Origin of the sequence: Enterobacter cloacae complex sp. IR53030 (assembly GCF_049238365.1) — a bacterium.
GTDB lineage: Bacteria > Pseudomonadota > Gammaproteobacteria > Enterobacterales > Enterobacteriaceae > Enterobacter > Enterobacter kobei.
Map to the genome: position 1 here is coordinate 54,923 of NZ_JBMKHA010000024.1, position 24,562 is coordinate 79,484.

At 48.0% G+C, this 24,562-nt stretch carries 18 protein-coding genes and 2 pseudogenes; 15 read left to right on the top strand and 5 right to left on the bottom strand.

The features are described from left to right. Nucleotides 1-46 precede the first annotated feature (46 nt). The 12 genes from cbl to ACOTXR_RS20695 all read left to right on the top strand — a co-directional run bounded on the left by cbl (nt 47) and on the right by ACOTXR_RS20695 (nt 12,152). On the top strand, nt 47-997 hold the full coding sequence (cbl, locus tag ACOTXR_RS20640) for an HTH-type transcriptional regulator Cbl (protein WP_023330849.1): 951 nt from the start codon (nt 47-49) through the stop codon (nt 995-997). Between the two features lie 620 nt (nt 998-1,617). After that, nucleotides 1,618-2,022: a Rid family hydrolase gene (locus ACOTXR_RS20645; RefSeq protein ID WP_032629102.1), complete on the top strand. Its 405-nt coding sequence runs from the start codon at nt 1,618-1,620 to the stop codon at nt 2,020-2,022. Continuing rightward, nucleotides 2,015-3,205: an MFS transporter gene (locus ACOTXR_RS20650; RefSeq protein ID WP_058690946.1), complete on the top strand. Its 1,191-nt coding sequence runs from the start codon at nt 2,015-2,017 to the stop codon at nt 3,203-3,205. The genes ACOTXR_RS20645 and ACOTXR_RS20650 overlap by 8 nt, the downstream gene beginning before the upstream one ends. Before the next feature lie 48 nt (nt 3,206-3,253). Continuing rightward, nucleotides 3,254-4,504, top strand: coding sequence for a cation:proton antiporter (locus ACOTXR_RS20655; protein WP_078310464.1), 1,251 nt, complete (start codon nt 3,254-3,256; stop codon nt 4,502-4,504). Nucleotides 4,505-4,508: 4 nt separating this feature from the next. Beyond that, nucleotides 4,509-4,772 (top strand): acyl carrier protein, encoded by a 264-nt coding sequence (locus tag ACOTXR_RS20660; RefSeq protein WP_078310462.1) that lies wholly within the window; start codon nt 4,509-4,511, stop codon nt 4,770-4,772. 2 nt (nt 4,773-4,774) lie between these two features. Beyond that, complete coding sequence (locus ACOTXR_RS20665) at nt 4,775-6,220, top strand: class I adenylate-forming enzyme family protein (protein WP_078310457.1); 1,446 nt, start codon at nt 4,775-4,777, stop codon at nt 6,218-6,220. A 9-nt stretch (nt 6,221-6,229) separates the two neighbouring features. Beyond that, nucleotides 6,230-6,913 carry a hypothetical protein gene (locus ACOTXR_RS20670; RefSeq protein WP_014884440.1) on the top strand — a complete coding sequence of 228 codons (684 nt, stop codon included), beginning with the start codon at nt 6,230-6,232 and terminating at the stop codon, nt 6,911-6,913. 59 nt (nt 6,914-6,972) lie between these two features. Further along, nucleotides 6,973-8,088, top strand: a complete 1,116-nt coding sequence (locus ACOTXR_RS20675) for a beta-ketoacyl synthase N-terminal-like domain-containing protein (protein ID WP_023330845.1) — start codon at nt 6,973-6,975, stop codon at nt 8,086-8,088. A gap of 15 nt (nt 8,089-8,103) precedes the next feature. Continuing rightward, a complete protein-coding gene (locus ACOTXR_RS20680) occupies nt 8,104-8,592 on the top strand; it encodes a hypothetical protein (RefSeq protein WP_257440606.1) in 489 nt (162 codons plus the stop codon). A 19-nt stretch (nt 8,593-8,611) separates the two neighbouring features. Beyond that, the gene (locus ACOTXR_RS20685) at nt 8,612-10,303 is read left to right on the top strand and encodes an NAD(P)/FAD-dependent oxidoreductase (RefSeq protein ID WP_078310450.1); all 1,692 of its coding nucleotides are present in this window, start codon (nt 8,612-8,614) and stop codon (nt 10,301-10,303) included. Nucleotides 10,304-10,345: 42 nt separating this feature from the next. Further along, the gene (locus ACOTXR_RS20690; RefSeq protein ID WP_045269268.1) at nt 10,346-11,656 is read left to right on the top strand and encodes an aminotransferase class III-fold pyridoxal phosphate-dependent enzyme; all 1,311 of its coding nucleotides are present in this window, start codon (nt 10,346-10,348) and stop codon (nt 11,654-11,656) included. 1 nt (nt 11,657) lies between these two features. Continuing rightward, nucleotides 11,658-12,152 carry a flavin reductase family protein gene (locus ACOTXR_RS20695; RefSeq protein ID WP_078310448.1) on the top strand — a complete coding sequence of 165 codons (495 nt, stop codon included), beginning with the start codon at nt 11,658-11,660 and terminating at the stop codon, nt 12,150-12,152. 43 nt (nt 12,153-12,195) lie between these two features. Here the strand turns inward: ACOTXR_RS20695 and ACOTXR_RS20700 are convergent, their stop codons facing one another. Beyond that, complete coding sequence (locus ACOTXR_RS20700) at nt 12,196-12,804, bottom strand: glutathione S-transferase family protein (RefSeq protein WP_014884434.1); 609 nt, start codon at nt 12,802-12,804, stop codon at nt 12,196-12,198. 170 nt (nt 12,805-12,974) lie between these two features. Between ACOTXR_RS20700 and ACOTXR_RS20705 the strand changes: the two genes are divergently transcribed. Beyond that, on the top strand, nt 12,975-13,883 hold the full coding sequence (locus ACOTXR_RS20705; protein WP_232932716.1) for a LysR substrate-binding domain-containing protein: 909 nt from the start codon (nt 12,975-12,977) through the stop codon (nt 13,881-13,883). A gap of 185 nt (nt 13,884-14,068) precedes the next feature. Here the strand turns inward: ACOTXR_RS20705 and ACOTXR_RS20710 are convergent, their stop codons facing one another. The 4 genes from ACOTXR_RS20710 to ACOTXR_RS20725 all read right to left on the bottom strand — a co-directional run bounded on the left by ACOTXR_RS20710 (nt 14,069) and on the right by ACOTXR_RS20725 (nt 23,178). Then, nucleotides 14,069-14,608 carry a hypothetical protein gene (locus ACOTXR_RS20710; RefSeq protein ID WP_078310444.1) on the bottom strand — a complete coding sequence of 180 codons (540 nt, stop codon included), beginning with the start codon at nt 14,606-14,608 and terminating at the stop codon, nt 14,069-14,071. Between the two features lie 216 nt (nt 14,609-14,824). Next, the gene (gene avs3b / locus ACOTXR_RS20715) at nt 14,825-15,604 is read right to left on the bottom strand and encodes an AVAST type 3 anti-phage proein Avs3b (protein ID WP_421767073.1); all 780 of its coding nucleotides are present in this window, start codon (nt 15,602-15,604) and stop codon (nt 14,825-14,827) included. Further along, entirely contained in the window at nt 15,492-21,770 is a 6,279-nt protein-coding gene (avs3a, locus tag ACOTXR_RS20720; RefSeq protein WP_421767074.1) for an AVAST type 3 anti-phage nuclease/ATPase Avs3a, read from the bottom strand. The genes avs3b and avs3a overlap by 113 nt, the downstream gene beginning before the upstream one ends. Before the next feature lie 145 nt (nt 21,771-21,915). Further along, complete coding sequence (locus tag ACOTXR_RS20725) at nt 21,916-23,178, bottom strand: hypothetical protein (RefSeq protein ID WP_310834139.1); 1,263 nt, start codon at nt 23,176-23,178, stop codon at nt 21,916-21,918. A 405-nt stretch (nt 23,179-23,583) separates the two neighbouring features. Between ACOTXR_RS20725 and ACOTXR_RS20730 the strand changes: the two are divergent. Then, nucleotides 23,584-24,038, top strand: a pseudogene (locus ACOTXR_RS20730) (hypothetical protein). Continuing rightward, nucleotides 24,035-24,225: pseudogene (locus tag ACOTXR_RS20735) on the top strand (helix-turn-helix domain-containing protein). The pseudogenes ACOTXR_RS20730 and ACOTXR_RS20735 overlap by 4 nt, the downstream one beginning before the upstream one ends. The last annotated feature ends 337 nt before the right edge of the window (nt 24,226-24,562 follow it).

Below are 24,562 nucleotides of genomic sequence, written 5' to 3' on the forward strand. Positions count from 1 at the left end.
GGCTGACTCTAACAATAGCGTTATGTCAGATGCGCCGGAGTGAATCGTGAATTTCCAGCAACTTAAAATTATCCGTGAGGCGGCCAGGCGGGATTACAACCTGACCGAGGTCGCCAATATGCTTTATACCTCTCAGTCCGGCGTCAGTCGCCATATCCGCGAGCTGGAAGAAGAACTGGGGATAGAGATTTTTATCCGTCGCGGCAAGCGTCTGCTTGGCATGACGGAGCCGGGCAAAGCCTTGCTGACCATTGCGGAGCGGATCCTCAACGAAGCCAGCAATGTGCGCCGCCTGGCGGATCTCTTCACGAATGACGCCTCGGGCGTCCTCACCATCGCCACCACCCACACCCAGGCGCGTTACAGCCTGCCGCCAGTGATTAAAGCCTTCCGTGAACTTTTTCCTGACGTCCGCCTGGAGCTTATCCAGGGGACGCCGCAGGAAATTGAAGTGCTGCTGCAAAATGGTGGGGCAGATATCGGCATTGCCAGCGAACGCCTGAGCAACGACCCGCTGCTGGTGGCTTTTCCCTGGTTCCGCTGGTATCACAGTTTGTTGCTCCCCGCCGATCATCCGTTGAATCAGGTTTCGCCCCTGACGCTGGAAGACATTGCCAAATGGCCGCTGATTACCTATCGCCAGGGCATTACCGGACGCTCGCGCATTGATGAAGCCTTCAACCGCAAAGGGCTCACGCCGGACGTGGTGCTGAGCGCACAGGACTCTGATGTAATCAAAACCTACGTCGAGCTCGGGCTGGGCATAGGTCTGGTGGCAGAACAGTCCAGTGGCGAACGCGAGGGGGGAGATCTGGTGCGTCTTGATACACGTCATCTGTTTGATGCCAATACCGTATGGCTCGGCCTGAAGCGTGGACAGCTGCAGCGCAACTATGTGTGGCGCTTTATCGAACTTTGCAACGCCGGGCTGTCCGTTGATGAGATTAAACGTCAGGTGATGGAGCCAGAAGAAGTGGCGATTGATTATCAGATTTAAGCCCTTTATAGCACCCGTCTCCGTCGACAAGAAGCAAAGGCCTGCAATTAAAGCAGGCTTTTTTATTGAAACCGTTTAATTTCCTGACCGCTTATTCTTAAGAATACCCTGATTAACAACGATACTCTGTGACGTCATAAGGTTGTCTTATATTTAAATATTTCTCATATTTTCCATTGAGTTACATATAAAAATAAATAACGAAATATGATTCTTTTAGGGAGGGTGCGAATAAGTACCCTCCGCAACGAAAATGAAACTTTTAGTCAATTAAATTCAATCACTTACATAGGCGTTTTTTTGCGTTTGGTGACTTATTCGCACCTTCCTTAGGTGAGGTTAATATTTGCGTGCGGTAAAAACTCGCGGTTAAATAAAAGAGTCATTATTTTAATACTCAGCTCATTTAATTGACGTTATCTGCGGGAAATTTTCTGCCTTATTTATCATTTAATTTTATTAATTTAGATATTGATTGGTTAGCTGTGCTTACAGCTTATCCAGGAAATGCTTACTTAATTACCTGCTAAATTTCAGGTCAATTTTTTGTTATTTTTTCTGGACAAATTTGATTGGGTTGTAATATGTTTGTTTCACCCTGTGATGAAAGGCATGACATTGTGGAATCAAAAAGACTTATTACTTCTGGCAGCAGCTGGGAGGAGGCTTTCGGTTTCTCGCGAGCGGTAGAAGCAGACGGTTGGCTATATATTTCGAAAACGGGACCTCTTAATTCTTGTGGTGAGATTGAATCTGATGACATCTCACTGCAAACGGAATGCGTTCTGAATAAGATCAAGGGGATACTTGAATCCAGTGGTTATGCAATAGACGATGTAATACAAAGCAGGCTGTATCTGACTGAAATTGAAGAATGGCAGCAGGTAGCGCGTATCCATGGGCACTATTTCCGTGATTCCCGACCTGCATTTACGTTATTGCATGTCTTACCGTTTCCCGAGAAAAAAATGAAAGTAGCAATTGATATTGTGGCAAAAAAAAGACAGGGGGCGATTAATGAGTGATATCGCGCAAGAAAATCCGGTTTCGCCGTTATTTATCTGGTTCGCCAGCATCGCGGCGGGTACGGCTATGGCAAATAACTATATTCTTCAGCCCGTATTGCCCGCTATCGCGGCATCTTTGCAGTTGCCTCTGTTTTATACCGGCTTCATTGCGGCGAGCATGCAAATAGGTTATATGCTGGGAATACTGTTTCTTGTTCCGCTTGGAGACAGCGTTAACCGTAAGAAACTGATTATTTCTCAGTTTATTCTCCTCTCACTTGCGCTCTTCGCCGCTTCCCTGACCCGTCAGCCGTTGCTCCTTTTTAGCGCGGGAATAGTGACAGGCGCCATGGCTACAAGCGCAGTGCAACTGAATGCGCTTGGATTTCACATTACGCCAAAAGGCGCTACGGTCGGACTGATCACCATGGGCATTTCGGCAGGAATATTGCTCGCGAGGCTCGTGGGCGGCAGTCTGGCCGATGCGCTTGGCTGGCGAGGGATGCTGGCCATCGTCGCAGCCGTTATGGCCTCCATGGCGCTACTGGCCATCAGATGCCTGCCTGATGTTAAACCCGCAAGGGAGACGGGGTATCTGAGCGTCATGGTGCAATTGCCGGGCTTGCTGCGTAACGTGCGGCTTATTGAATCTGCCGTCACCGGAGGGGCATGGTTTTTCGTCTTTAGCCTGTTATGGGTGACCATCATGCTTCATCTGCAAAGACCGCCACTCCATCTGCCAGCGGGAACAGCCGGATTATTTGGCCTGGCGGGTATCGTCGGTCTTGTACTGGCGAACTATGCGGGGAAACTGGCTGACCGCTTCGGGTGTCGCAGCGTGATTTTTGGCGGAATGGTATTTGTGGTTGCGGGAATAGCCATACTATTTCTTTTTCCTGCGTCCTTACCGGGAATTACGCTGGGCATTATATTATTCGATTTAGGGTGTTTTGCCGCGCAGGTGGCTAACCAGACGCGGGTTCTCGGATTACATCCGGATAAAAGAAGCAGCCTCTATGCGCTTTATATGTTCTTTTATTATTCATTGGGCGCAGCCGGATCCGTTACCGGTCCGTGGGTTTATGAAAGGTGGGACTGGCAGGGCATCTGTTTGCTGAGCCTCGTTATGGTGATGATAGCGATGATAACCACCGCGATGGGGTATTTTAACGAGAACAGCGTCGCCCACGTTTCGAACTAAACACTTTTAATATCAATAAACTCAACGCTAGCATTGGCGGGGATACCCATGTTTATTATTCAGCTTTCGGTCATTGTTTTTGCCTGCTATGTCGTCGGCAAACTTATGGAGCAAATAGGTCAAACACAGGTTATTGGCCATATTGCTGCAGGCGTTTTATTGGGACCGACTTTCTTTCCCGGAATAATGTCTCTGTTCTCATTTCAAACGTCTTTATTTAGCCAAGAGTCGCTGACCACCATAGATAAGCTGGCGAATCTGGGCATGATTCTGCTCATGTTCGATATTGGGTTGTCGCATTTTCATGGTCATAATCATGGCCGTCGTAAGCAGACTATCGCTGCATTGAAAATAGCGTTCCTAGGCATGCTGCTGCCGTTTATCGGTGGCATGTTAGCGGGAAATTCGGTACATGCCGAACTGGCGCCACAAACCGATCGTCTTTTATTTAATATCTTTATGGGAACGGCGCTGGCGGTATCCGCTCTGCCGGTCATTGTGCGAATCATTGAAGATTTAAAAATGCTTCACCTGGCCATCATTCCTCCCGTCATTACCGCTGCCATTCTTACCGATGTAGCAGGCTGGGGGATTTTGGCTTTGGACAGCGTATTTGCCGCTGTTGAAGGAAAATCTGATTCGCTGTGGTCGTATTTGGCGGTCGTGACGGCAGCACTGGTACTTTATGGGGTGGTGACCGGCAAAGTCGTGGTCCCCCTGCTTATACGGTATGCGCACAGGCCGGAGATGAGATTTCCGGCGATCATTTTTTGGATTTTGGTCAGCGCGTGGGGAGCGGAGTATCTTCACTTGCACAGTGGTTTCGGTGCCTTGCTGGCAGGCAGCATGTTCGCGCGGATCCCCGGGTTAGCGAAGCAATGGCATGCGAGTATGAACGGTTTCATGCACTATCTTTTACTTCCCGTGTTGTTTGTCAGCGCCGGTCTGAAAACGCATTTCGACTTCAGTATGGCAACGCAGGACATTGCCTGGATAATTGGGTTCACCTTACTGGCATTTATAACCAAATTCAGTGGTGCTCTGCTCGGGGCGCGTATTTCAGGATATTCCCTTCGTGAAGCCTCTATGATTGGCGCGCTCATGAATACGCGTGGTCTGATGGAGCTGGTTGTGCTGTCTATCGGGCTCGAATTGCATCTTATTTCACAACGCATCTACTCTATTATGGTTATCGTGGCGCTCGTGGTAACGGCAACCACACCGCCAATATTACGTTGGTTAAATAAAGAATCATCTTCCGCTGTAGTAAATAAAACACTTGAAAACATTAAAGGGTAAAATTATGAAACTGGATATGCCTGTAATTGTCGATCGTATTAAAGAAATCATCGCTGAACGTATTGGTCTGGATGTCGAGCGCGAAGATATTGCTGACGAGACCGGTCTCGCCTCAATGGTAGGAATGGATTCTATTGGATTTGTAGAATTACGCTTCCAGTGTGAGGAAGAGTTTAATATTCAAGTTGAAGATAAAGAGTTTTCGCCCGCGAATTTTTATTCGTGCCAAACCCTTTCGCGTTTCATTATGAATAAGCTTGGAGCCTGAGAATGTTAACGCGAGCAGAAGAATGTGCCGCATTTGTTCCCTATGAGCCTGCCGGTTTATTTTCTCCGGTGCAGGCAACGTCTGCGGTGGGGATCAGCGGCACTGAAGGAGAGAGTTATCAATACTATGTCGATTACTGGCAGCGGCAGAGTCTGGAACCCGGTCGGGTGGTGCTGATAGCGATGCCGAACTGCCCGGACTTGATGTATATGTTCTTTGCTGTCCTCAACAGTGGCTTTGTGCCTGCGCTGATCCCGCCGCTCACGCCAGCAGAACGCATCCTGCAGATGCTTGAGGACTTTGCGGCGGGGGCGCTGGTGCGTACGCCGATTCAGCCAGGACGATGGCAGGAGCTGGGCGTAAGCGCAGCTGAACCCCTCGGGCGTTGGCAGGTGGGAAAATGCCGTGATGGCGGACCCGTACAGACACAGCCGGGGCAGGTCGTGATAGCCACGTCCGGCACGTCGTCGTCGTTCAGCAGCGGCTGTGTCCATCATTTTGATTCGCTGCGGCGTAACGCGCTGCGTCATGCCAAAAGTATCGGCATGAGCGCCAGCGACAGGGTATTGATCAGTTTGCCGATGTGCTATTCCACCGCGCTGGTTGCCCAGATGATTGCTGCCCTGGAGACGGGCTGCGAAATTGTTATCAGTGGACCTCCGTTTTCTGTACCCCATTATCTGGATGATTTACAGCGATACGGCGTGACCCTCAGTTCGCTCACGCCCGTATTGCTGCGACAGTTGAACGCCTGGGAAACAACGCTTCCGCCGGGGTTAAACAAACTGACGATTGGGGGCGATTTGGCTGCGCCGAATGAGGTGGAAGCCTTTTTACTCCGACAGCCATGGCTTGAGTTATATCTGACTTATGGCATCAGTGAGGCCGGACCGCGGGTGTCGACATGCCCGGCTCATCTGCTGGGGAGAGGATATTATGCGTCAGCCGGACGTCCTATTGACCAGACGGACGTCCGTATCCTGCCCTGTGCAGACGGCCAGGACGGGCAGGGGGAGTTGCTAATTAGTTCTGATACGTTGCTCGTCAAGCGCATTGGGCGCGGTAACCGACAAACGTTCATTGAGCTTGATGGCAAACGCTGGCTTCGCACCGGAGACATCTTCTTCCAGGACGCTGATGGGTTCCTGTTTTTCAAAGGCAGAATCAGTGATTTTATTGTTATCAGGGATGAGAAAGTCAATATCGGCGCCGTTAAGCAGCTGTGCCGGGAAATTAAAGGGGTGATGACCTGCAAGACCCAAATTGTCAATGAAGGGGATCAAATTGCGGGATTCGATATTGTTTTGACCTGCGATGAATCAGTGATCAATGAAACCAATTGCCAGCAGCACAGTGCCAGCCTGCTGAAAAAGCTCAAACGCCATGAACGGCCACGTAATATAAACTTTGTTTATTGTGGCGCGGCCTCTTTAACACAATATAAGTAAGGTGATGTTATGAATGATGAACTTCGGGAACTGGCACGGGCAGTCATTGAAAAATATCACCTGGCGAGCCTTGATGATATTCTACGTGAAGTTCCAAAAACAATGTGCCATGTCCTTCAGGAATCAGATGTGTTTGAAACATGGCCGGCAGACATCGTTCGCCTCAAATTTCCTGAGGAGCATTGGGATTATTATATTTCACGTTACGAGCATTTTCGCGACGAGGTCATACGTAACCTGACACCTCAGGATTATCTTCGTGAAATGCTGGGTCAAACACAGCGCTTGCCCTGCTTCTGTTCGGAAATGGCCGATGTCTCGGCAATACTGTATAGCCAGATAATCAACAAGCCAGTGTATTCTCTTCGGAATATTTTTGTGAATTATCTTTATTTGCCCCGCCCCTGGCATTGTATTAATGCAGTGGTGGAAGATGATCGCATTCGATATTTTGATATTTCTGCTTATGCACAGGTTCTGGACCGTAAAAGAAGGAAAGTGGTTAAGCCTGCCGAGCTCGAAGGATTTGATGCGACAGACATCGCATTTGATTTTATTGAAAGTCCACGCTGGCTACAAAAAGAACCTTATCAACGAAAGATAGAATTAACGGCAGGCGAGATTAAAGATAATTTTTCTCCTTCTCCGCTTGAAGATAAACCTTCAAACGAATTTTTGCGCGCATTCCACTGATATATCGTTAATTCACTTTAACCAGCTTACCGTACTATTTTGCGGTAAAGGAAAAAATGATGACTACTACAACGTATGTCGCCAATGTTGTCGGCATGGGATGGACAACTGCGTCTGGCGATCGTATCGAGGATGTTTTCCAGACATTACTGGAAAAACAAACCGGTATTGCGCCTGCGCCATCGGATCGAAGCTTGCGTACCGATCTGGCCGCCATGCTGCCGGGTGAATGGCCTGCCGAAATGCGCGAAAAATTGATCGCTCTGACGAAACGCACGGCCCGCCAGGCGCTAGAGGATTCGGGTGCAGCAGAACCTGTGCCGGAGGAGCGACGCTTTTTGATTGTCGGAACCAGTCTGGGATTCCGCCTCGACAGCGAGGCGTTTTGCCGGGAGCCGCTCGACGGCTGGGTCAACGAGGTGGCGGAGTCGCTGGGAATGGAAGGGATAGCCCTTTCTACCGCCTGCTCCTCGGGCTCGGATGCTCTTCTTCTGGGGGCGCATTTAATTGCAACGGGGCAAGCCGATCTGTGCGTGTGCGGCGGCGCCGATATTCTTACTGATTCAAAACGTCTGGCCCATAGCGCATTAGGCACGCTCTCACTTTCTACCCTGAAATCGTTCGATGCTACACACGAAGGAACCATTCTCGGAGAAGGGGCCGGTTTTCTGGTGCTGCAACGAGAAGGCGGCTCTGCACCACGCGTGCTGGCAAGGCTTGTCGGTGCTGGGGCGTCTAACGATGCGGCAGGCTTGACCGCGCCGGATGAGCAAGGCAATGGCATCCGCCTGGCATTGCAGCGTGCCCTGACGCAGGCGGGACTTGAACCTGGCGATATTGCGCTTATTAATGCGCACGGTTCGGGCACCCTGACCAACGATCGGGTTGAAAGCAATGCCTATAACCAGTTTTTCACACATCGTCCCTGGGTCTTCGCGACGAAGGGCAATTTTGGCCATACGCTGGGGGCGACAGGGGCGCTGGAAGCCATCGCGCTCATTCATAGCCTCAATGCGGGCACGATTCCCCCGGTGTATGAACTGAAAAAGCCGATTGATGGCCTGCGTTTTAATTTACCTGCCGCGCAGCCTCAGCCCTTAACGGGAAAGACCGGGTTAAGCATGACGATTGGGTTTGGTGGTTTTAACACCTGCCTGATATTTACCGTAATGTAAAAGGTGGGGCAGCTAATGAAGATCGTTTCTACGAGTACCGCACGCTCATTAATCTGGTCAGATTTAGATGAGACCTTGCGCCGGGGGCTAAAAACAGCCGACCCATTGTCTTTAAATGTGCTGTTTACTGTCGATGGACTTTATCAACAGCACCAGGCATTGCTGGATAATCATCTTGAAAGCGTCGGGGTTATTCAGTTTGGCACGGCATTCCCGGTGAATACCAGCGAGAAAATTATTCATGACATGGCAATAAAATCGCGCGTCTCTCCGGTCGATTTTATTAATGCCAATGTTGGGGCACCTATTTCCATTTGCTGTACGCGCTATCGCTTTCAGGGACCCACCATGGTGCTGACAATGCCGCAGCGCACTGGCAAAGAAATTGCCCTGTCTCTGGCGAGAGAATGGTTAACACAACAGGCAATATATCTTTTTCTGATTCAGGCAGATCACACGCGTGAACATGAAATCGAAATAACAACTCAGTTAGTCACTCAGTAATATTATTAAGGGTAAAGCAATGAAACAAAGTCATTATGATGTGGCCATCATCGGGAGCGGTATTGCAGGAACCATGCTCGGCGCTATTCTGGCAAAACAGAAATTAAACGTGGTAATTATTGATGCCGGTACCCATCCTCGCTTTGCCGTCGGAGAATCGATGGTGCCGGAAAGTGCTGTACTGTTGAAAATTCTGGCGCGTCAGTACAATATTCCTGAGCTGGCGTGGCCGGGGGAAATTCACGCGCTGATGGAAAATATTGGTACGTCGAGCGCCGGTATTAAACTGGCGTTCAGCTTTGCATGGAACGGTAAGAATAAAGCGCATAATACCCAGGACGTTGTCTCGACACCGGTATTGTCGCCGGAAGCGCATCTGTTCCGTCAGGATATTGATGCCTATTATCTGGCGCTGGCTGCACGTCTGGGGGCCGATATTCGCCAGCAAACCCGCATCCAGTCGATTGAAGAGACCAGCGACGGGATGCTGCTGGATCTGGGAAAAGAGCAGATAAAAGCCAGGTACGTCGTAGATGCAGCAGGCTATCGTTCACCGGTTGCCGATAAGTTTGGCCTGCGCGAGGGTGCACGTGAGATGCAGAGCCGTACGCGTTCGTTGTTCACCCATATGACAGGGGTCAAACTGTATGAAGACGTCATCGCCTCAACGGACGTGACCGGTTCGCCGACCCCGCTCTCACAGAGCACGCTGCACCACATGTTTGAAGGCGGATGGCTGTGGATTATTCCGTTCAACAACCACCCCTATTCGACCAATACCTTATGCAGCGTCGGCCTGCAGTTCGATATTGATAAACATGGTCCCGCAGGCGATCCGGAAGAAGAGTTTACCCGTTTTCTCGATGAGCACCCCTCCGTTGCCCGTCACTTTGAGAGCGCGGCACGGGTACGCGAATGGACCGTTGCACCTCGTCTGAATTACACCAGCCGCGAAAGCGTAGGGGAGCGTTATTGCCTTTTAGGCCATGCAGTGGGCTTTGTCGATCCGCTGTTCTCGCGCGGGTTGGTGAATACGTTCGAATCGATTCTGCGCGTCGCGCCTAAAATTGTTCGTGCCGTCAGACAGGATGACTGGTCAGCAGCGAATTTCGCCAGCTATCAGGATTACAGCCTGGAAGTGGTGAAGGTAAACGACAGGCTGGTGGCAAATTCATTCACCGCATTTGATAGCTTCCCACTGTGGAATGCGTGGTTCCGTATCTGGATTAGCGGCAGTTACATCGGCGTGTTGCGTCTGCGTAAAATCCTCAGCGACTATCAGCAGCACGGTGATGACGAGCGGCTTGAGAAGGAATTTGAAAGCGCAACCTATCCGGGACATCTTTCCATTGAGAGCCCTTACTATGAGGCTATTTTCGATAAGGCCTGCGAAACAATGGAAGCCTATCGCGCCGGTAACCTTCCAGAAAAAGAGGTAATCGCTACGCTTCATTCGCTTTTTGCTGACAACCGCGAGCATTTCCCCATCGATTTCTCTGATTTCACCAATCGTTACCTGTCCCGGGCAACGGAGGAATTTGCCGATTCTCTGTTCTACTGGGCTCATAACGCGCCTGGCGGAATCGGGCACTTGTTCGACCGCGGAGATAAACCGGTCCGTTTCGATTTCCTCGATCCTTACCGCTATGGCGATCGTCAGCAGTTAAACCAGCATGCAGATGCCATGTTGCAACAGGCGCGTCATCAATAACCTGACGGGCGGTTGTTCCGACCGCCCCCTGAGGAGAGCATTATGGATACTGTAGTCGAGCAGCTTTTGCAGCGACGGGAGGGTGCCGTCGCCCGTGGTATTAACCAGATGCATCCGGTTTATATTCAACGAGCGGAAAATGCGGTGATGTATGACGTCAACAACCGTCGCTACATTGATTTTTCCGGCGGCATTGCCGCGCTCAATACCGGCCATCTTCATCCCAACGTCATCGCGGCCGTTGAGCGCCAGCTGCACCAGTTTACCCACAGCTGTTTTGCCGCCACCCCTTATGAATCGTATATCGCGGTGTGTGAACGTATTAACGCCTTAATGCCGGGAGATTTTGACCGACGGAGTTTTCTCCTGACGACGGGGTCCGAAGCGGTGGAAAGCGCGCTTAAGGTTGCCCGCGTGGCCACGCGGCGAAGCGGTGTGATTGTTTTCAGCGGTGCCTATCACGGGCGTACGTTTATGACCCTCGCGATGAACGGCAAAATTGCGCCCTACAGCCAGGGGATGGGGATCATGCCCGGCCCGGTCTTCCGGGCACCCTTCCCGCAGGGAGAGACGGAGCGTGATATTGCTCAGGCGCTGGCGGGCCTCAAGACGATATTAACGAGCGACATTGCCCCCCAGGATGTGGCCGCCATCGTCATTGAGCCCGTTCAGGGAGAGGGCGGGTTTTACGTCGTGCCGCCTGCGTTTATGCGTGCTCTGCGTGAACTTTGTGACCGGGAAGGCATCGTGTTAATCGCGGATGAAGTTCAGTCTGGCGCGGGGCGCACGGGGACGTTCTTTGCTATGGAACAAACCGGTGTTGACGCCGATTTAATTGTGTTCGGTAAATCCGTTGCCGGCGGGCTTCCGCTGTCTGGCGTGGTGGGCCGTGAGTCGCTTATCAACCAGGTGGCACCGGGCGGTCTTGGTGGAACCTGGGCAGGCAACCCGCTTTCCTGCGCGGCGGCGCTGGCGGTACTTAAGCTCTTTGAAGAGACGGACCTGCTGGGCGCAGCCCGGCGTCTGGGTCAACGTCTGCGCTCCGCCTTAGTATCCATTGTCAGCCCTCTGTCGATTGGCTATGAGATACGCGGGACTGGCGCCATGATTGCGCTGGAGCTTTTTTCTCTGGAGCATGGAGAGCGAACGCCGGCGACCGGGCTTATCGATCGGTTAGTCAAAAGCTGTGCCCGTGAGGGGCTTATTCTTCTTAAATGCGGCAAACAGGCAAATGCTATCCGCTTTTTAATGCCGCTAACGATTGAAGACAGCGTTCTGGATGAAGGGCTGACAATTTTTGCCGGCGCGCTGCAGCAGCAGGTCGCGTCTTCAGGCTTAGCAGAGGTGAAATAATATGGCGCAGTTTGATAGCCGAACATTACGGAACGTATTTGGTCAATTCGCAACTGGCGTGTGTGTCGTGACCATGATGGATAAAAATAACAATTTCCATGGGCTAACCATCAGCAGCTTTAACACCGTCTCCCTGGAACCCCCGCTGGTGCTCTGGAGCCTGCGCAAGCAATCCTGGTACGCTCAGCATTTTCTGGAGGCGGACGCCTTTGCGATAAATGTCCTGTCGGGCCAACAGCATCAGGTTAGCGATATTTTTGCCAGCGCGGGGAGCGACAAATTTCATCGCGTAGACCACCGGGTCAGTGGCTTTAAACTGCCTTTGATTGACGGGGCACTCGCGCATCTTGAATGCAAAATGTGGCGTCAGGTAGACGGTGGCGATCACTGGATATTCATCGGTGAGGTGGTGGATTCGTTACATACTGAAGGTGAACCGCTCATCTTTTTCAACGGTCGCTATGCCACCACCGCGGGTCTGTCGATTCCTGCCTAAAAAAAAAGGGGCTGAAAAGCCCCATAACACGCCGAGCGAAGCGTTAACTAAAAGGGTATTTTTTAAATGCCGCCTGGTTTTCGAAAACGTCGGCAACCGCCTGAATCTTTTTAAAATCCCCGGCGTTAACGACGTGAGGGATCATTGACTGAATAAATGTCCAGATAACCGTACTGGTGACAGCAACCTGATCGGCCACCGCATTTTCCGGACGGGCTTCCAGCAGCGCGTTCCATTCCCGACAGGCAGCCAGCAGCTGGACGGTAATACGTTCTATCCACGGATTATGTTGTTTCTCCGCCGGGCGCAGGTTGTGTTCGTACACATTTTGCACAGCTTTCTCCGCGGCGGCGAGGATAAAGCCCAGCGTCTGGAGATCGTTCGCCAGTGCATCCGGCGTCACGGGCAGGAGTCTCCGTTCAGGCGCGGCCTGAGCCTCAAAATAATTCAGTATGAGAGACGAGTCCATCAGACGTGTTCCATTCTCCAGAACCAGCGTTGGCGCTTTTACCGCAGGGTTAATCCGGGAAAATTCCTCAAATGTGCTGAATACGGACAACGGCTGGCTTTCAAACGCAACGCCATAAAGTTCCAGGGAGACCGCCACGCGGCGTACATAAGGAGAATCCATCATGCCAATCAGCTTTATCATGATTCCAGTTTTCCTGTCTGTGTGAAAAAACGCTTCATTGAAGATGATAAACAGACATTACAATAAATTCGTTATGGCGAATATCATCAGTATCTTACGGCCTGAGTTAGTATTACTGACAGATTGGCCGGTTAGCGTTTATCAGATTCAGTCTATGAGGGAGTGGTTTCATGTCGGATTTTCCACCTATCGCAAGTTTGCGTAGTTTTGAAGCTGTGGCTCGCCTTGGCAGCGTAACGCTTGCGGCGAAAGAGCTTCACGTTACCCATTCCGCCATCAGCCAGCAGATTAAAGTGCTGGAGGAAATGGTGGGGGTGAAGCTGTTTATCCGTCATGGGCGAGGGGTGCAGATCAACGAAGAGGGGCGTCTCTACGCGTTACAGGTGCGCGAAGCGCTGAATCATATCGCAGATGCTACCCGGTTAGTGCAGGTGAAACCGAGAATACTGGAACTGACGCTGGCGATGGTGCCGTCTTTTGGTTGTCACTGGTTGTTGCCGCGTCTGGAGCGGTTTCGGGAAAAATATCCACACATCACGCTGCGGATCCAGGCCAGTCTGACGATCACCAGCATGCAGCAGGAAGGGATAGATGTGGCGATACGCATGGGGAAAGGTAACTGGGAAGGAAGCGACTGCCATTATCTGTTTTCAGATGAACTGATTGTGGTTGCAGCACCCGGTTATAACGGCGGCATCCTCCCGGCAACGCCAGCAGAGGTGGCAAAGAGTAAAATCATATTCTCCATGGAGTCGTGGAAAACCTGGTGTTTCAATGCGGGACTGGAAAAAGATATTGTGCCCGGCGGGTTATGCATTAACGACTCAAATTTAGTCCTTGAGGCTGTCAGACTCGGTAAAGGTATCGCGCTGGAACGTCGCTCTCTGGTACAGGATGCCATCACCCGGGGCGAACTGGTCCAGCTTACCCCTTTCACTGCACCTTATCCCTGGCCTTACTGGCTGGTGACATCGCAGTTAACGGAAGCGAAACCGGAGGTGGCTCTCTTTAGTGAGTGGCTGGATGAGGAAGTGGCGGCCTGGCGTCAGTTGACAGGGGCTGCGGAAAGTAACGGCTAACAGAAAAGCAAAAAGCCTGCTCTAAAAGCAGGCTTTTTAAATTTGGCTCCTCTGACTGGGAGCTTCTTAGCCATTAACTAGCTGATTGATAAGCTAAACCTAAAAATTGAGGTTGTCAAAACCTCCAGAAAGACCACCTATTTAGCCAACACTGAACACATAATGAGTAAGCCTTGTAGATTCAACTATTCCATATATTTCTTAGCAAAATTTGCCAATTCTTTCGCCTTGGCAGGTTCCCAGCCGTTATTGACTGCAAACTGTCTGATTGCCTCTTCAGTTGCTCTGAATCCTTGCTTTTTTAGGTCAGAAAAAATTCGCTTTGCCATGTCTTTATCACATGGATGGCTGAGCCCTGTTGCCATGTTGATGCATCGACCTAATCGCAAAATCCCATCGCCTACATACGTAGGCAATTGTGGCTTTTGTACTTTCCAGTGAGACTGACCGACTATTTCAGGATTCCATGTAGATAACCAGCGTTTACCTTCTTCCTCTGACCAGGGTAAGAAGACGATGCTGTTGATATTTTGCGCACTATCAACAATATCCATGTCTTTGCTCAGAAGATACGTTGCCAGTATTACGTCATAGTTATCATATGGTGAGAAACTCTTAGGGATCTTAAAGTCTAGTCGGATGTTATCTCCCAGATCGACGGTTTGGCCTTTTCCCAATGTTTTTGCAGTTTGTGCGCCGAGAAATGTTGCAATATCAGAGTGCAAAACATTCCTTTTGCAGGGAAAACCAACGTGATTTGTTGAAGCCCAGCATCTTTGCAAAGATGGTAAGCTTTACTGAAAGCGGTTTTTATATTGTCCTGATTCGAACCGATATTTTCGATCAAAAATCTGAGATTTGGCATGAAAACTCCTGTTACTAAACCTTAAGGATTAATAAAAAACGCTTGGGCCAGATAGCTATGGCTAAACTGAGTTATATCAAACACCAGTATTATCCCCGGTTGGCTCGTTCTCAGATGCTGGCAAAGCTTCAAGTTCTGATTTGAGTTGTTCATCTAATTGAGAAGCTAACGAGAGAAACGCTGCGAGTTTTTTCTGCCGTTTCTCCAGTACTCTTCTTTGTACAACCGTCGGATCATCTTTATTGACAGGATTATCCAGAAATCGAAAAATCCGCAATTCAATCATATCGATGTCTTCGTTAAGTCCGGCCTGTTGCGCCAATTCAACCCATTCTTTAGATTTATCAATAGCATTTTCTGCAGCTAAAGAGAGGCAGTAATCAATCAGCATTTTCGCCGTAGAATCAATATGATTAGCGATTGAGAGCCATTTTTTAACTTCGTCTGGTTCTTTTTCGGTATCTATCAGTTCTTGTGCGGGGGAAAAATATCTTCGCTGCTCGTTTTCAGGATCAAGGCTTTGTAAGGCTCTCAGAATAGGTTCAGGTTCCTGAAAAGGTTTACTGCCAATTGGCAATTCGTAGCGATTAACCCAGAATGCCCAAATAGAGTCCCTGAGCTCCGCATGTTTAGTTGCACGAATAATTTCATCCGGGCTATGTTCCGCATCGTAAAGGAGTTCTGCAATATAGTGGGCCATCCACCGGCCCAACGTATCAACAGAGTCATTCAGTTTAAGCTCATCAACTAACTTCTTCCCTAACTCGATACTTGCCGTATAGCGTGTGGATGGTTCCGTCATGTCGGAAGAGGAAGAGTCGAGTGCTTGAAGGGATATTGTCGAGCTCATTTTCATTACTCCGTTCATATCTGCTTTTTCGTGAATAGCGATCAACATCAACCTCTAAAATGAGATCCATGTTGAATGTTTCTAGTACTGATTTTATGAAGTGCATTGAAGCACATAGCCTATAGCCATGTGATTTTTCCTCATCATTTTTACCTGATAGATGGCCCCAGATACTGGAAACCATCGCCGGTTCAACACTAGAAGGTGAATACCATACCCGATGATCTTTATCAGTAGTTAATTTCATCGCATTAATGATAAATGAGGCTGGTTCTGGGATTGGAAACCTTACATTACCCGCCCAGGGATCAAACTCATCAATCCCACAGTATTCAGTAATATCTTTAATCCATCCTTTTAGCTTGTAATATGCATGATCTACTTCAAGACTATCCCCAGCATCAGGGATTTTATAGTCATATACGTTTTTCGTTGTTTGCAATGCTCTGAGGAGCGATAAAGATCGCTCCGGTGATACTAAAGCAGAATGGACAACAATAGATTCTTTTCGATCTGAACAAACGTCAGACCAACGTCCCCATAGCGTTAATATTCCGGGGTTGGGACATAGTGCTTCGTTAAATACATTTTCAGAGATTGACGCCAGCCATTCATCCCTATTGTCAGAACTGCTATTAAGCCAACTGGGGCGCTCTTTGGGGGGGATATCTCTCCGATCGGCGAGCCAGCGATTATCGTTCCGAGAAATATCATGCCTTCTTAACCAGTCCTGGAAAACATCCTCAACATCATCGTAGCGACTGGTTACTTGAGGTTTTGTTGCTAGCAGCTTACCGGCTGTCATAAACATTGCATGGTATGACAGGTAAAAATGGTAATCATCGACACGTGGATAGGAACCATGGCTGTGATGGTTATCTCTGTCGTGATAATAGCGTCGTTTATTACGCTCATCTTCGTCCCAGTTGCGGCTGCCTTTATAACCAAGATCATCGCGAATAATGCGAAGCATTTCAGGTTCTAACTGTTTTTGAGATACGCCGAAACAACGGCCCAGAGGTTCTAACCAGTATGGGCCGAAGTCGATACCAAAAGTATATGAATCTTCACCTCTATGCTCTTCAACTTCATCTAGCACAGGGAGAGTCGTAGACTGGTTTATATTTCGGAGTTTATCCTCTTCTTGTGCAGGGATAGAGCTCAGGCCGCTATCATGCAGCGCAAGTAAAGTTCTGGCAGCAAAAAGACGGATTAATACATGTGGCTGATCAGTAGTAGCATAACGGTAGAAATAACCAATATTGGGAATCAGCGATTTTCCATCATCCAGTGCAACCCTTGCAGCAGCGATCATCAACCACAATTGAGCATGAAGGGTATAAAAGGGCAGATTGCGATCACAAAAAGGTGATGTAGTAGCATTTATCGCGTGCTGAAAAATCCCCTGAACAACGCGTGTACGGTTCATTCGACATAGCGCCAAAACCGCATGTGCTGCCTGCCAGCGCATTTCTGCTTCTGGAGAGCCCAACCGTGCCCAAATATATCCTGCAAGTGAATCCTCAACATGAGTTGGCGGAGACAATTTATCGTTCCATGGGCCGTCACCATCCTCATCTTTTAGCACCTCGTCAAATAAATCTAGGGCATAAGATAATACATTTAACGCTTCATTATGCTCCAGTTTACTAACAAGAAGGCCTGGAAGGCTAAACAAACGGTCAGCATTTGCGGGCTCTGGTGATTCTGCAATAGCCTCTAGGACAATACCGAAAATCTCTTTTTCACTTATACCAGAAAGCCTGCTGGCCAGACCGAAGGGAAAAATCTCGTAAAAACGACTTTTCCCTATCCGCATACAGAAGCGCTGGCAATATTCTTTTATTAAACCTGCCAGAACTGTTTTAATGCTTAAGCGAGATGTCCATTCATCGGGTATAGATTCAAGAATATATTTAAAATCATAAAGCCCCCAGTGAAATATAGCACCAATGGCAGTAATGAAACTACATTCTTTGCCCGTCTTAACTCGGCTTATTGCTTTCTTGATGAAGGTTTCTTTGGAATAGAATTCAGGAACACTACGAAATTTTTCGTATGCAGCACTAACACCCTCAATAGACGATAAATCACAGTTCTCAAAAACTGAATTCCATTCTTGGGTGTGATCTCGCTCACTGGCATGTGGAGAAAGATTGTTTTTTTTTGAAGTCGCCTCAGTACGCTTTAGAAGTGAGATTCTTTCTTTCAACTCTGAGTGTTCAATACCTAATGAAATAGCAATAGCATCCAGCTTTTTAATATTTTCGATATTTTGTACATCAAATTTTGTATAGTTGTAAACCACTTCGAATGCCGCAATCTTATCTTTCTCATCGGTACACGAGGATAAAACTGAGTCAAGCAAGCCGCATTTATGCCAGCCATTCTCAAATGTAATGAAAGGAAGTGCATCGAGTGCGTTAATTTTATTTTTCTTTACAAGTTCTTCAATGGTCCATGCTAGTATATTTCTGTGATCGCCAAATGTACGGTCACGCCAACGACTTATTATTGCCATGGCTGAAGATGGACATAACTCAGCCAGAATCTCAACAGTATCACTCCACGCAAAGTGTTTATCCCGATCAACATATTCTCTGGTAAGTTCAGCACACCGGGCTAGTTTATAGGTAATTTCAGGGGGAACTTGCGCTTTACCAGCAATATATTCAGCAAGATCAAGTATCGCTTCCCATCGACTTAAATTTTCATCTCCCAACTTATTTGTAACTTCAATCGCTTGGTTAAAGTATTCTTTAGCTTCTGGTTCATCAAGTGAAATGAGTGAACGGGAAAGGTCTATATAGCCGTCAGCTTTGACCTGAGCATCAGAGTGCTCATCTCTCCATAAGGATAATGCGAGTTCTGCGAAGTGATATGAAAGCCCTTCAAGCCCTGAAATCTTTGCACATACAGAACTGAAACGGTGAAACGTTGGTGTGAATACTCTATTCCCTTTATGCTGACTCCATTTGATGATGCTATCCACATCGTCTTTTGAGGCATTATCTGCTTCAATCAGAATATCAAACCATACGTTTGCAATCTCATTTGATGATAATGAATACTCAGAGTAAGAATAGCCCTTAATAGCCGTCGATTCTTTTTGAGTATCCCTTAGCTCACTTTCTAAGTCTGCTTTCTCAGTTTTACCAAGAATTACTTTGGCCCGTAAATTGTACCAGGGGATTAATACTCCACTATATTGTTTCAGTTGACGCAGATCATCAGATTCGCTATGGGTTTTTCCAGCAATTAGTTCTTTTTTGACCTCGGCTGAGGCTAAATCACTTAGAGTTAATTGAGTGCCAATCAGATTTGCCTGAAGAGCGTATGCATGGACGTAAGCAACTCTTTCTTTACTATACTCAGAGGTCAGAACACGAGGGGGAACTTTTGGTAAATAACGATCCAACAACTGGAAGCTTTCTGACTCAGTACAAATTGACTGCATAAGTGCCATTTCAACCATGCCAGTGATTGCCGCTATTGTCTGGTTATTAGCATGGTCTCTGCCTTCAATGTTGACTCGCGGACTTTTTAACAAGCGCCAGGTTCTTCTGATTGCCTGTTCAGCGACTGGACGGTGAAGTTTTCTTGCTTCCAGTACAATTCCCATAACCAGACTGATATCGTTTCCAGCAGCAATAGCCAACTGATCAAGTTCATCGTAACGGGCATGAGCCAGTAACTGCGTGGCGACAATTCTTCCAGCGTCAAAAGATAGTTCTCGAGGCCGCCACCTTCTGAGATCTCTTGCTGCCGCTTCCGCGCCATGAATATTCAGGCAGGCAATGAGCATTGCCGCTCTGTCCTGATCGGTAACATTTTGCCTGCTCCGCTCATCATCTGGTAATTGACTCCAGTTTGTTAACCACTCCATGGTGAGTCGAAGGCGACTGCGGGCCTCTCCTGAGAGTTCAGGATATTCGGAAAGTATTGCGGCATAATAAGCATTTCTGGAGCCTAGCCAGCCAGTATCTGGGAAAACGTTACGGGAAACCAGTTCTTGAACGCCATTACTTCCTACAAATTTTGCTGCCAGATCGATATTGTCCCTTAGCAGGGCTCTTTGCCTGTGGTCTCCCGCGCATTCTCCACCTGCTTTCAGTGCCAGTTTAGCCGCTTCCTGGTATCGACCTGTGCGTAAGGCTGCTTTTAACGCAAATTGCAATCTTTGAAGTTCTATGTCTCTGCGTTCAACCGGGCTGGTTTCAGGCAGAGCTTGCGAGGATATTGCTAGCTCGATCAGTTCAGAAAGCTGGTTTCCTTCCAGCATCAATGCAGGTAAAACAGATGCTGCATAGGAACTATCTTTTGTTAGTGGTCTCAGTTTAGTAATAAACTGATGCAGAGCAGCGGCCGATGGCCGAAAGCGCCTCTGAAACCATGTTTCGGCCGGTTCATCAAAGAACTGAATAGTCTCGCCACTAACGATTAATGGACGTCCCAGATCAAGGGCGAAACTTTTGATAGCGGAACTGGCCACACCAGAAATCGAAGATAATACGGATAATGGAATTAATGGACGCAATATTGCCAGTGCGGAACAAATAGTATCAATTTGAGCACGTTCAGATATTCCGGCTGTATCACGTAAGCGTGCAATGGATTTTTCCAGCACTTCACCAATAGTATCTTCTACCGTTTTGGGATTTGGCCCCAAAAGTCTCAATGTGTCGTTCAGTGGAAGATTTTGTGATAATGACAGAGCCTGAACCCTGGGATTGCAAGAGCTTAGACGATGGAACTCGTCAACATCACTTTCGCTGGCATCTGGAAACTTTTGGTGAAGATGAGCGGCTGTCTCATCGCGATCAAAAGCTTGAAGGGATAATGTGAGTGCTTCAGGAGGTGGATCAAGCAATTCCCGTCTATAAGGTCGGCAAAGTGCGACAAGGCAGACTCCATCAGGAAGCTTTTCTCTAATTAAATCTTTGATAAAAGAACGTGTTTCACCGATTTCTTCTGCTGCCATCTGTGCATTGTCCGCAGCATCAATAATAATGCACAATACGGCCAGGGGCTCAGAGGCCCGGAGTATTGAAATGCTCTGAGAAAGGCGATGCAGAAACGCACGCATATACTGGGATATGCCAGTACCAGCATTTGGGATCAATGGATGACAGAGACCACGAGATGCCATTTCATTAGCCATCTGAACCAATGCTGTACGATGGTGGTGGCGGTAAGAAGAAGCGTTACGGTACTGACCCAGTCCGAAACAGTCATATAAGATGCTAACTGAACCAGTGGGAAGATGCTCCCCTATATGAGTAGAGAAAATTGATTTCCCCACACCAGCATCGGCATGGATGATCACAGGTGCGCCGGATGCTTCAACAACACGTTGAACCAGCGTCGCCTCTTGAGTTCTTGGGACGGAATTTTCTATTCTTTCAATACGACAGGGCGCAGGAAAAAGATCTGTTTCATCCACTCCTAAAGCACGCAACACATCCATTCTGGTAATTGAAGGATTTGCGGCGCTTTCGGTTAACGCTTTTCTGTTAACCAGTTCTTTTAATTTCAGAGGGGCTTCAGTATCCAGGTCGGGGAGATATCCCGCTGATTCTCTTAGCAGGATATTCCGCTGACTCCATAAATCGTCCTGCTGACCTTCTATATATAAAAGCTGGCAGAATATCGATAGCTCATCGCCTTGAAGCCCGGTAAATTTCTCAAGTTTCGCCAGATCACGTGGATGACGTGTAACGTGTTGGCTTGCGGCATCATTGATCGCTTCACTGAAGCTGCTACTGACTGGACGGTTCGTCACAAACCAGAACTCCAGTTTAGTGCGTAACGTTTCTACCGGTATTTTTTGTATCAGTGCCTTATAACGAGTGGCAAAACCTTCAATGGTTTTTTGTAACCCACTAGGGGGAAATGGAGTATCTGAGTGCAGCGTTGAATGCTTTAGCTGCATGTAACGAACGGTTGTTGCTGTTGCAAGCTCATTACTGCCATAATATTCAGCAATATCAATCAGCTCCTCCCCATCCTCAACCACTGGATGAGAGCCCATTTCCGTCGTTGATGCCCCTTCAATGGTCAGGGCAACAAGAGTTGACTGAGGTTCCAGTAGTCGAAGGGCACGGCGAGCCGCCCAAAGATAATGAAACTGATCGCCATCTCTACTGGTGCGAACAAGCAGGCTGTCAGACATTGAGCATCGTCCTTATGTCGGTTAGGCTGTGAGGATTATAACTCCTTATTTTTTAATACTCTATAACCAGAGAGTATGGAGAGAAAACGCTTTCCTGCTAAGAATGACCAGAGTTTCAGAAAAGCGTCTTATGGCAAAAAATTGTTCAACTATTGATTTTTTCGATGATACAGGCCAGTTTTTGTCTGTCTTCTTGCAGTATCGTTTTCACTGTACTCCGACTTCTGGCTCTGGAGCGTGTGTCGAAGCCATCCTTCCTGAATATATTTTCTAAGCCGCGCAAGCGTTTTTCACCTAATTTCTCTGATAACCATGTATCCAGTTGCCGATTATAAATTGGAAACGCGTCTGAAGATGAGCGACGTAGAGCAATAGCGCGCAGTTCTGTTAACTGAATAATATCTATAATATCGCGATCAAATGTTATTAAGTTGGCGATGTAAAATGAAGAATTTGTGTGATCCGAGATAGAGTTTGTTAGCTGATCCATGCTCCTGAGCATATTTAAATCTCTGGCGCAGTTTCTCAGTTCATCGAAGGGTCTCTTTTTCTTTTGTAAGCCATCGAGTTTTTGTGACATCTGTGATTTTCCTTCACGGAAGAGGATGTCGGCACAAACAAGTAATTCGCGAATCATCATGGTAGATAATTCATCATGCATGAATTGCAACAGTTCATTCATTTTGTTCTGGGCTGATCTTTTGGAAGACAGTTCTATTAACTTCGTTCTTAACAGCATAGCTTCCAGTAGGTCAACCTGGTCTTCGATCGCCTTTCCTAAACCGGCATCTAAGTTCTGGTAAAATTGATACAGAAAACGGTCAGCCTCTGCCTCCGCCTGCTCCTGATATAATTTCCTGTACATTTTTCCCCATTCTGTATTCAGGGGGTGTTTAATCCAGGAAAGGGCAAACAATGCAGCCATTGTTTCCCGAATCCCAGTTACCGTTTCTGGCGCTCTGTCTCTCTGCGCTTCCCATAAATAAAGATAGGGATTAATGTTGGATAGTTCATCGAATGAGAATGAATCTGAAAGCATTCGACAAAAATTCAACAGATGTTCTTTAGGCTCTTCACGATAGGCCAAAGAACGAATAAAACTTGCTGCATTAGAATCAATATAAGTACCATAGCCAACCTGAAACATCATTGTATCTGATGATGAAATGACATCATGATCCAGAATCCATAATGAATGCCCAGAGAATAACGTTGATACAAAACCTTTTTCAGAAAATTGAGCTCGCCTAAGGGAGAGCGGTCCTGCTTTACTCTCGTCGGCATACAGGATCCTCCAGTCTTTTAATAAATGCTGATTTTCCTTAAATCTGGTAAGAGCTTCACTACGTGTCGGAGCTGTACCGACTGCGTAAAGAGCTTGTTGAATTGCATATTCTGTAGAATGCACTTTCTCTCCTTGAAATAAATTTTCGTAACCTTCTAAGTATGCTGAATGATTTAATAAACACTGTAATACAGGAAATAACAAGTTTTTTAGTAAGTTGTGAACCACCTTCAGAAAGTGCTACTCGCCGCCTACTCCTAATCGCAGTACCCTTACCCCGCACCTGCAAAATCAGGCGCCGGCATTGGTCTCCTTAATATCATACCTGCGACATAATGGCGCATTTGCACTTTTTTTATGTCGTGTTTTATGTCGTGCGTTCGGCTACATCTCTATTGGCGGCAGGGGGCGTATCGCAAGGTGCGTCGGTGTAGGTATGACCGGTAAGACCAACTCCGTTCAGTTCACCACCCGTAAGATTGGTCTCTTCGGTGGTGGAATTTAAATTCATATACCGGACGTTGCCTTATGGCTACACTCCTCACTCAGACACACCCGGTACTTGCTGCTCCCTTTAATGCCACCACGGATTTCACTATCCTCGCCAGTCACTGCTAAACCTTTGCCGAAACCCTGATTGAAAGCAACGATCCCGCGTTGAAAATGGCGCTTTGCGGCAGAATCAACACCAGTCTGACGTTACTGCAACCCACACTGTTAAAACCTTTCCCTCTCCATCTGGTTGAAATTCTGACCATTGACACGCTTCTTGCCAGTTCTCCCCGCTTCGATCCTGAATGTACTGAGCTTTGTCGTTACTGCCTTGCTATTACGCAAATCCTCTTCGCCTCTGAAACGGAGAAGTACCTTAGCTGCTGCTGTACGACCTGATTAATTACTTCGTTGCGGAAATGAAATCCCCGCGATGGCTGCGTACTGCCGGTGGCGTGAAGTTTATTGACGGTGTGGAGATCAAAGCATGATGCCGTCTGACTGTCATACTGCCGACATTATCTCCGGGCTGAAAAAACGTGGCACTTCGCTGTCAGCGCTTTCGCGTCAGGTTGGGCTGGCATCCTCCACACTGGCAAATGCGCTTACCCGCCGTGTTGGCCCAAAGGCGAAACATTGATTGCTGAAGCGTTAGATGTTGCGCCTGAAAAAATCTAGCCTTCACGCTATCTCTGATGTCCTTACGGCGCAGCCCATTTACGGAAGCTGCGCCGCATTTCGTTTATCTCATCCGTCATAATCCTTTGAACCGCAAAAACAGTTTTCTATTATCGGTCTTCTTACCACGAACTAAGCCACCGCCTGCACAAAATGCTTCATGACGTGAAAGAAGCGCCCGATGTATCAGGATGGTCGGCGTTTTACCTGTAATGCAGCCTTTGAAAGCTGCCGGATCTGTCTTAAGACGGATTATGGCCTCCTTCACGCTTAGTTACACTAAGGAAACCATAATGAATCTGACTAAAAATTGCGCTCCACCAGTCATGGATGTTAT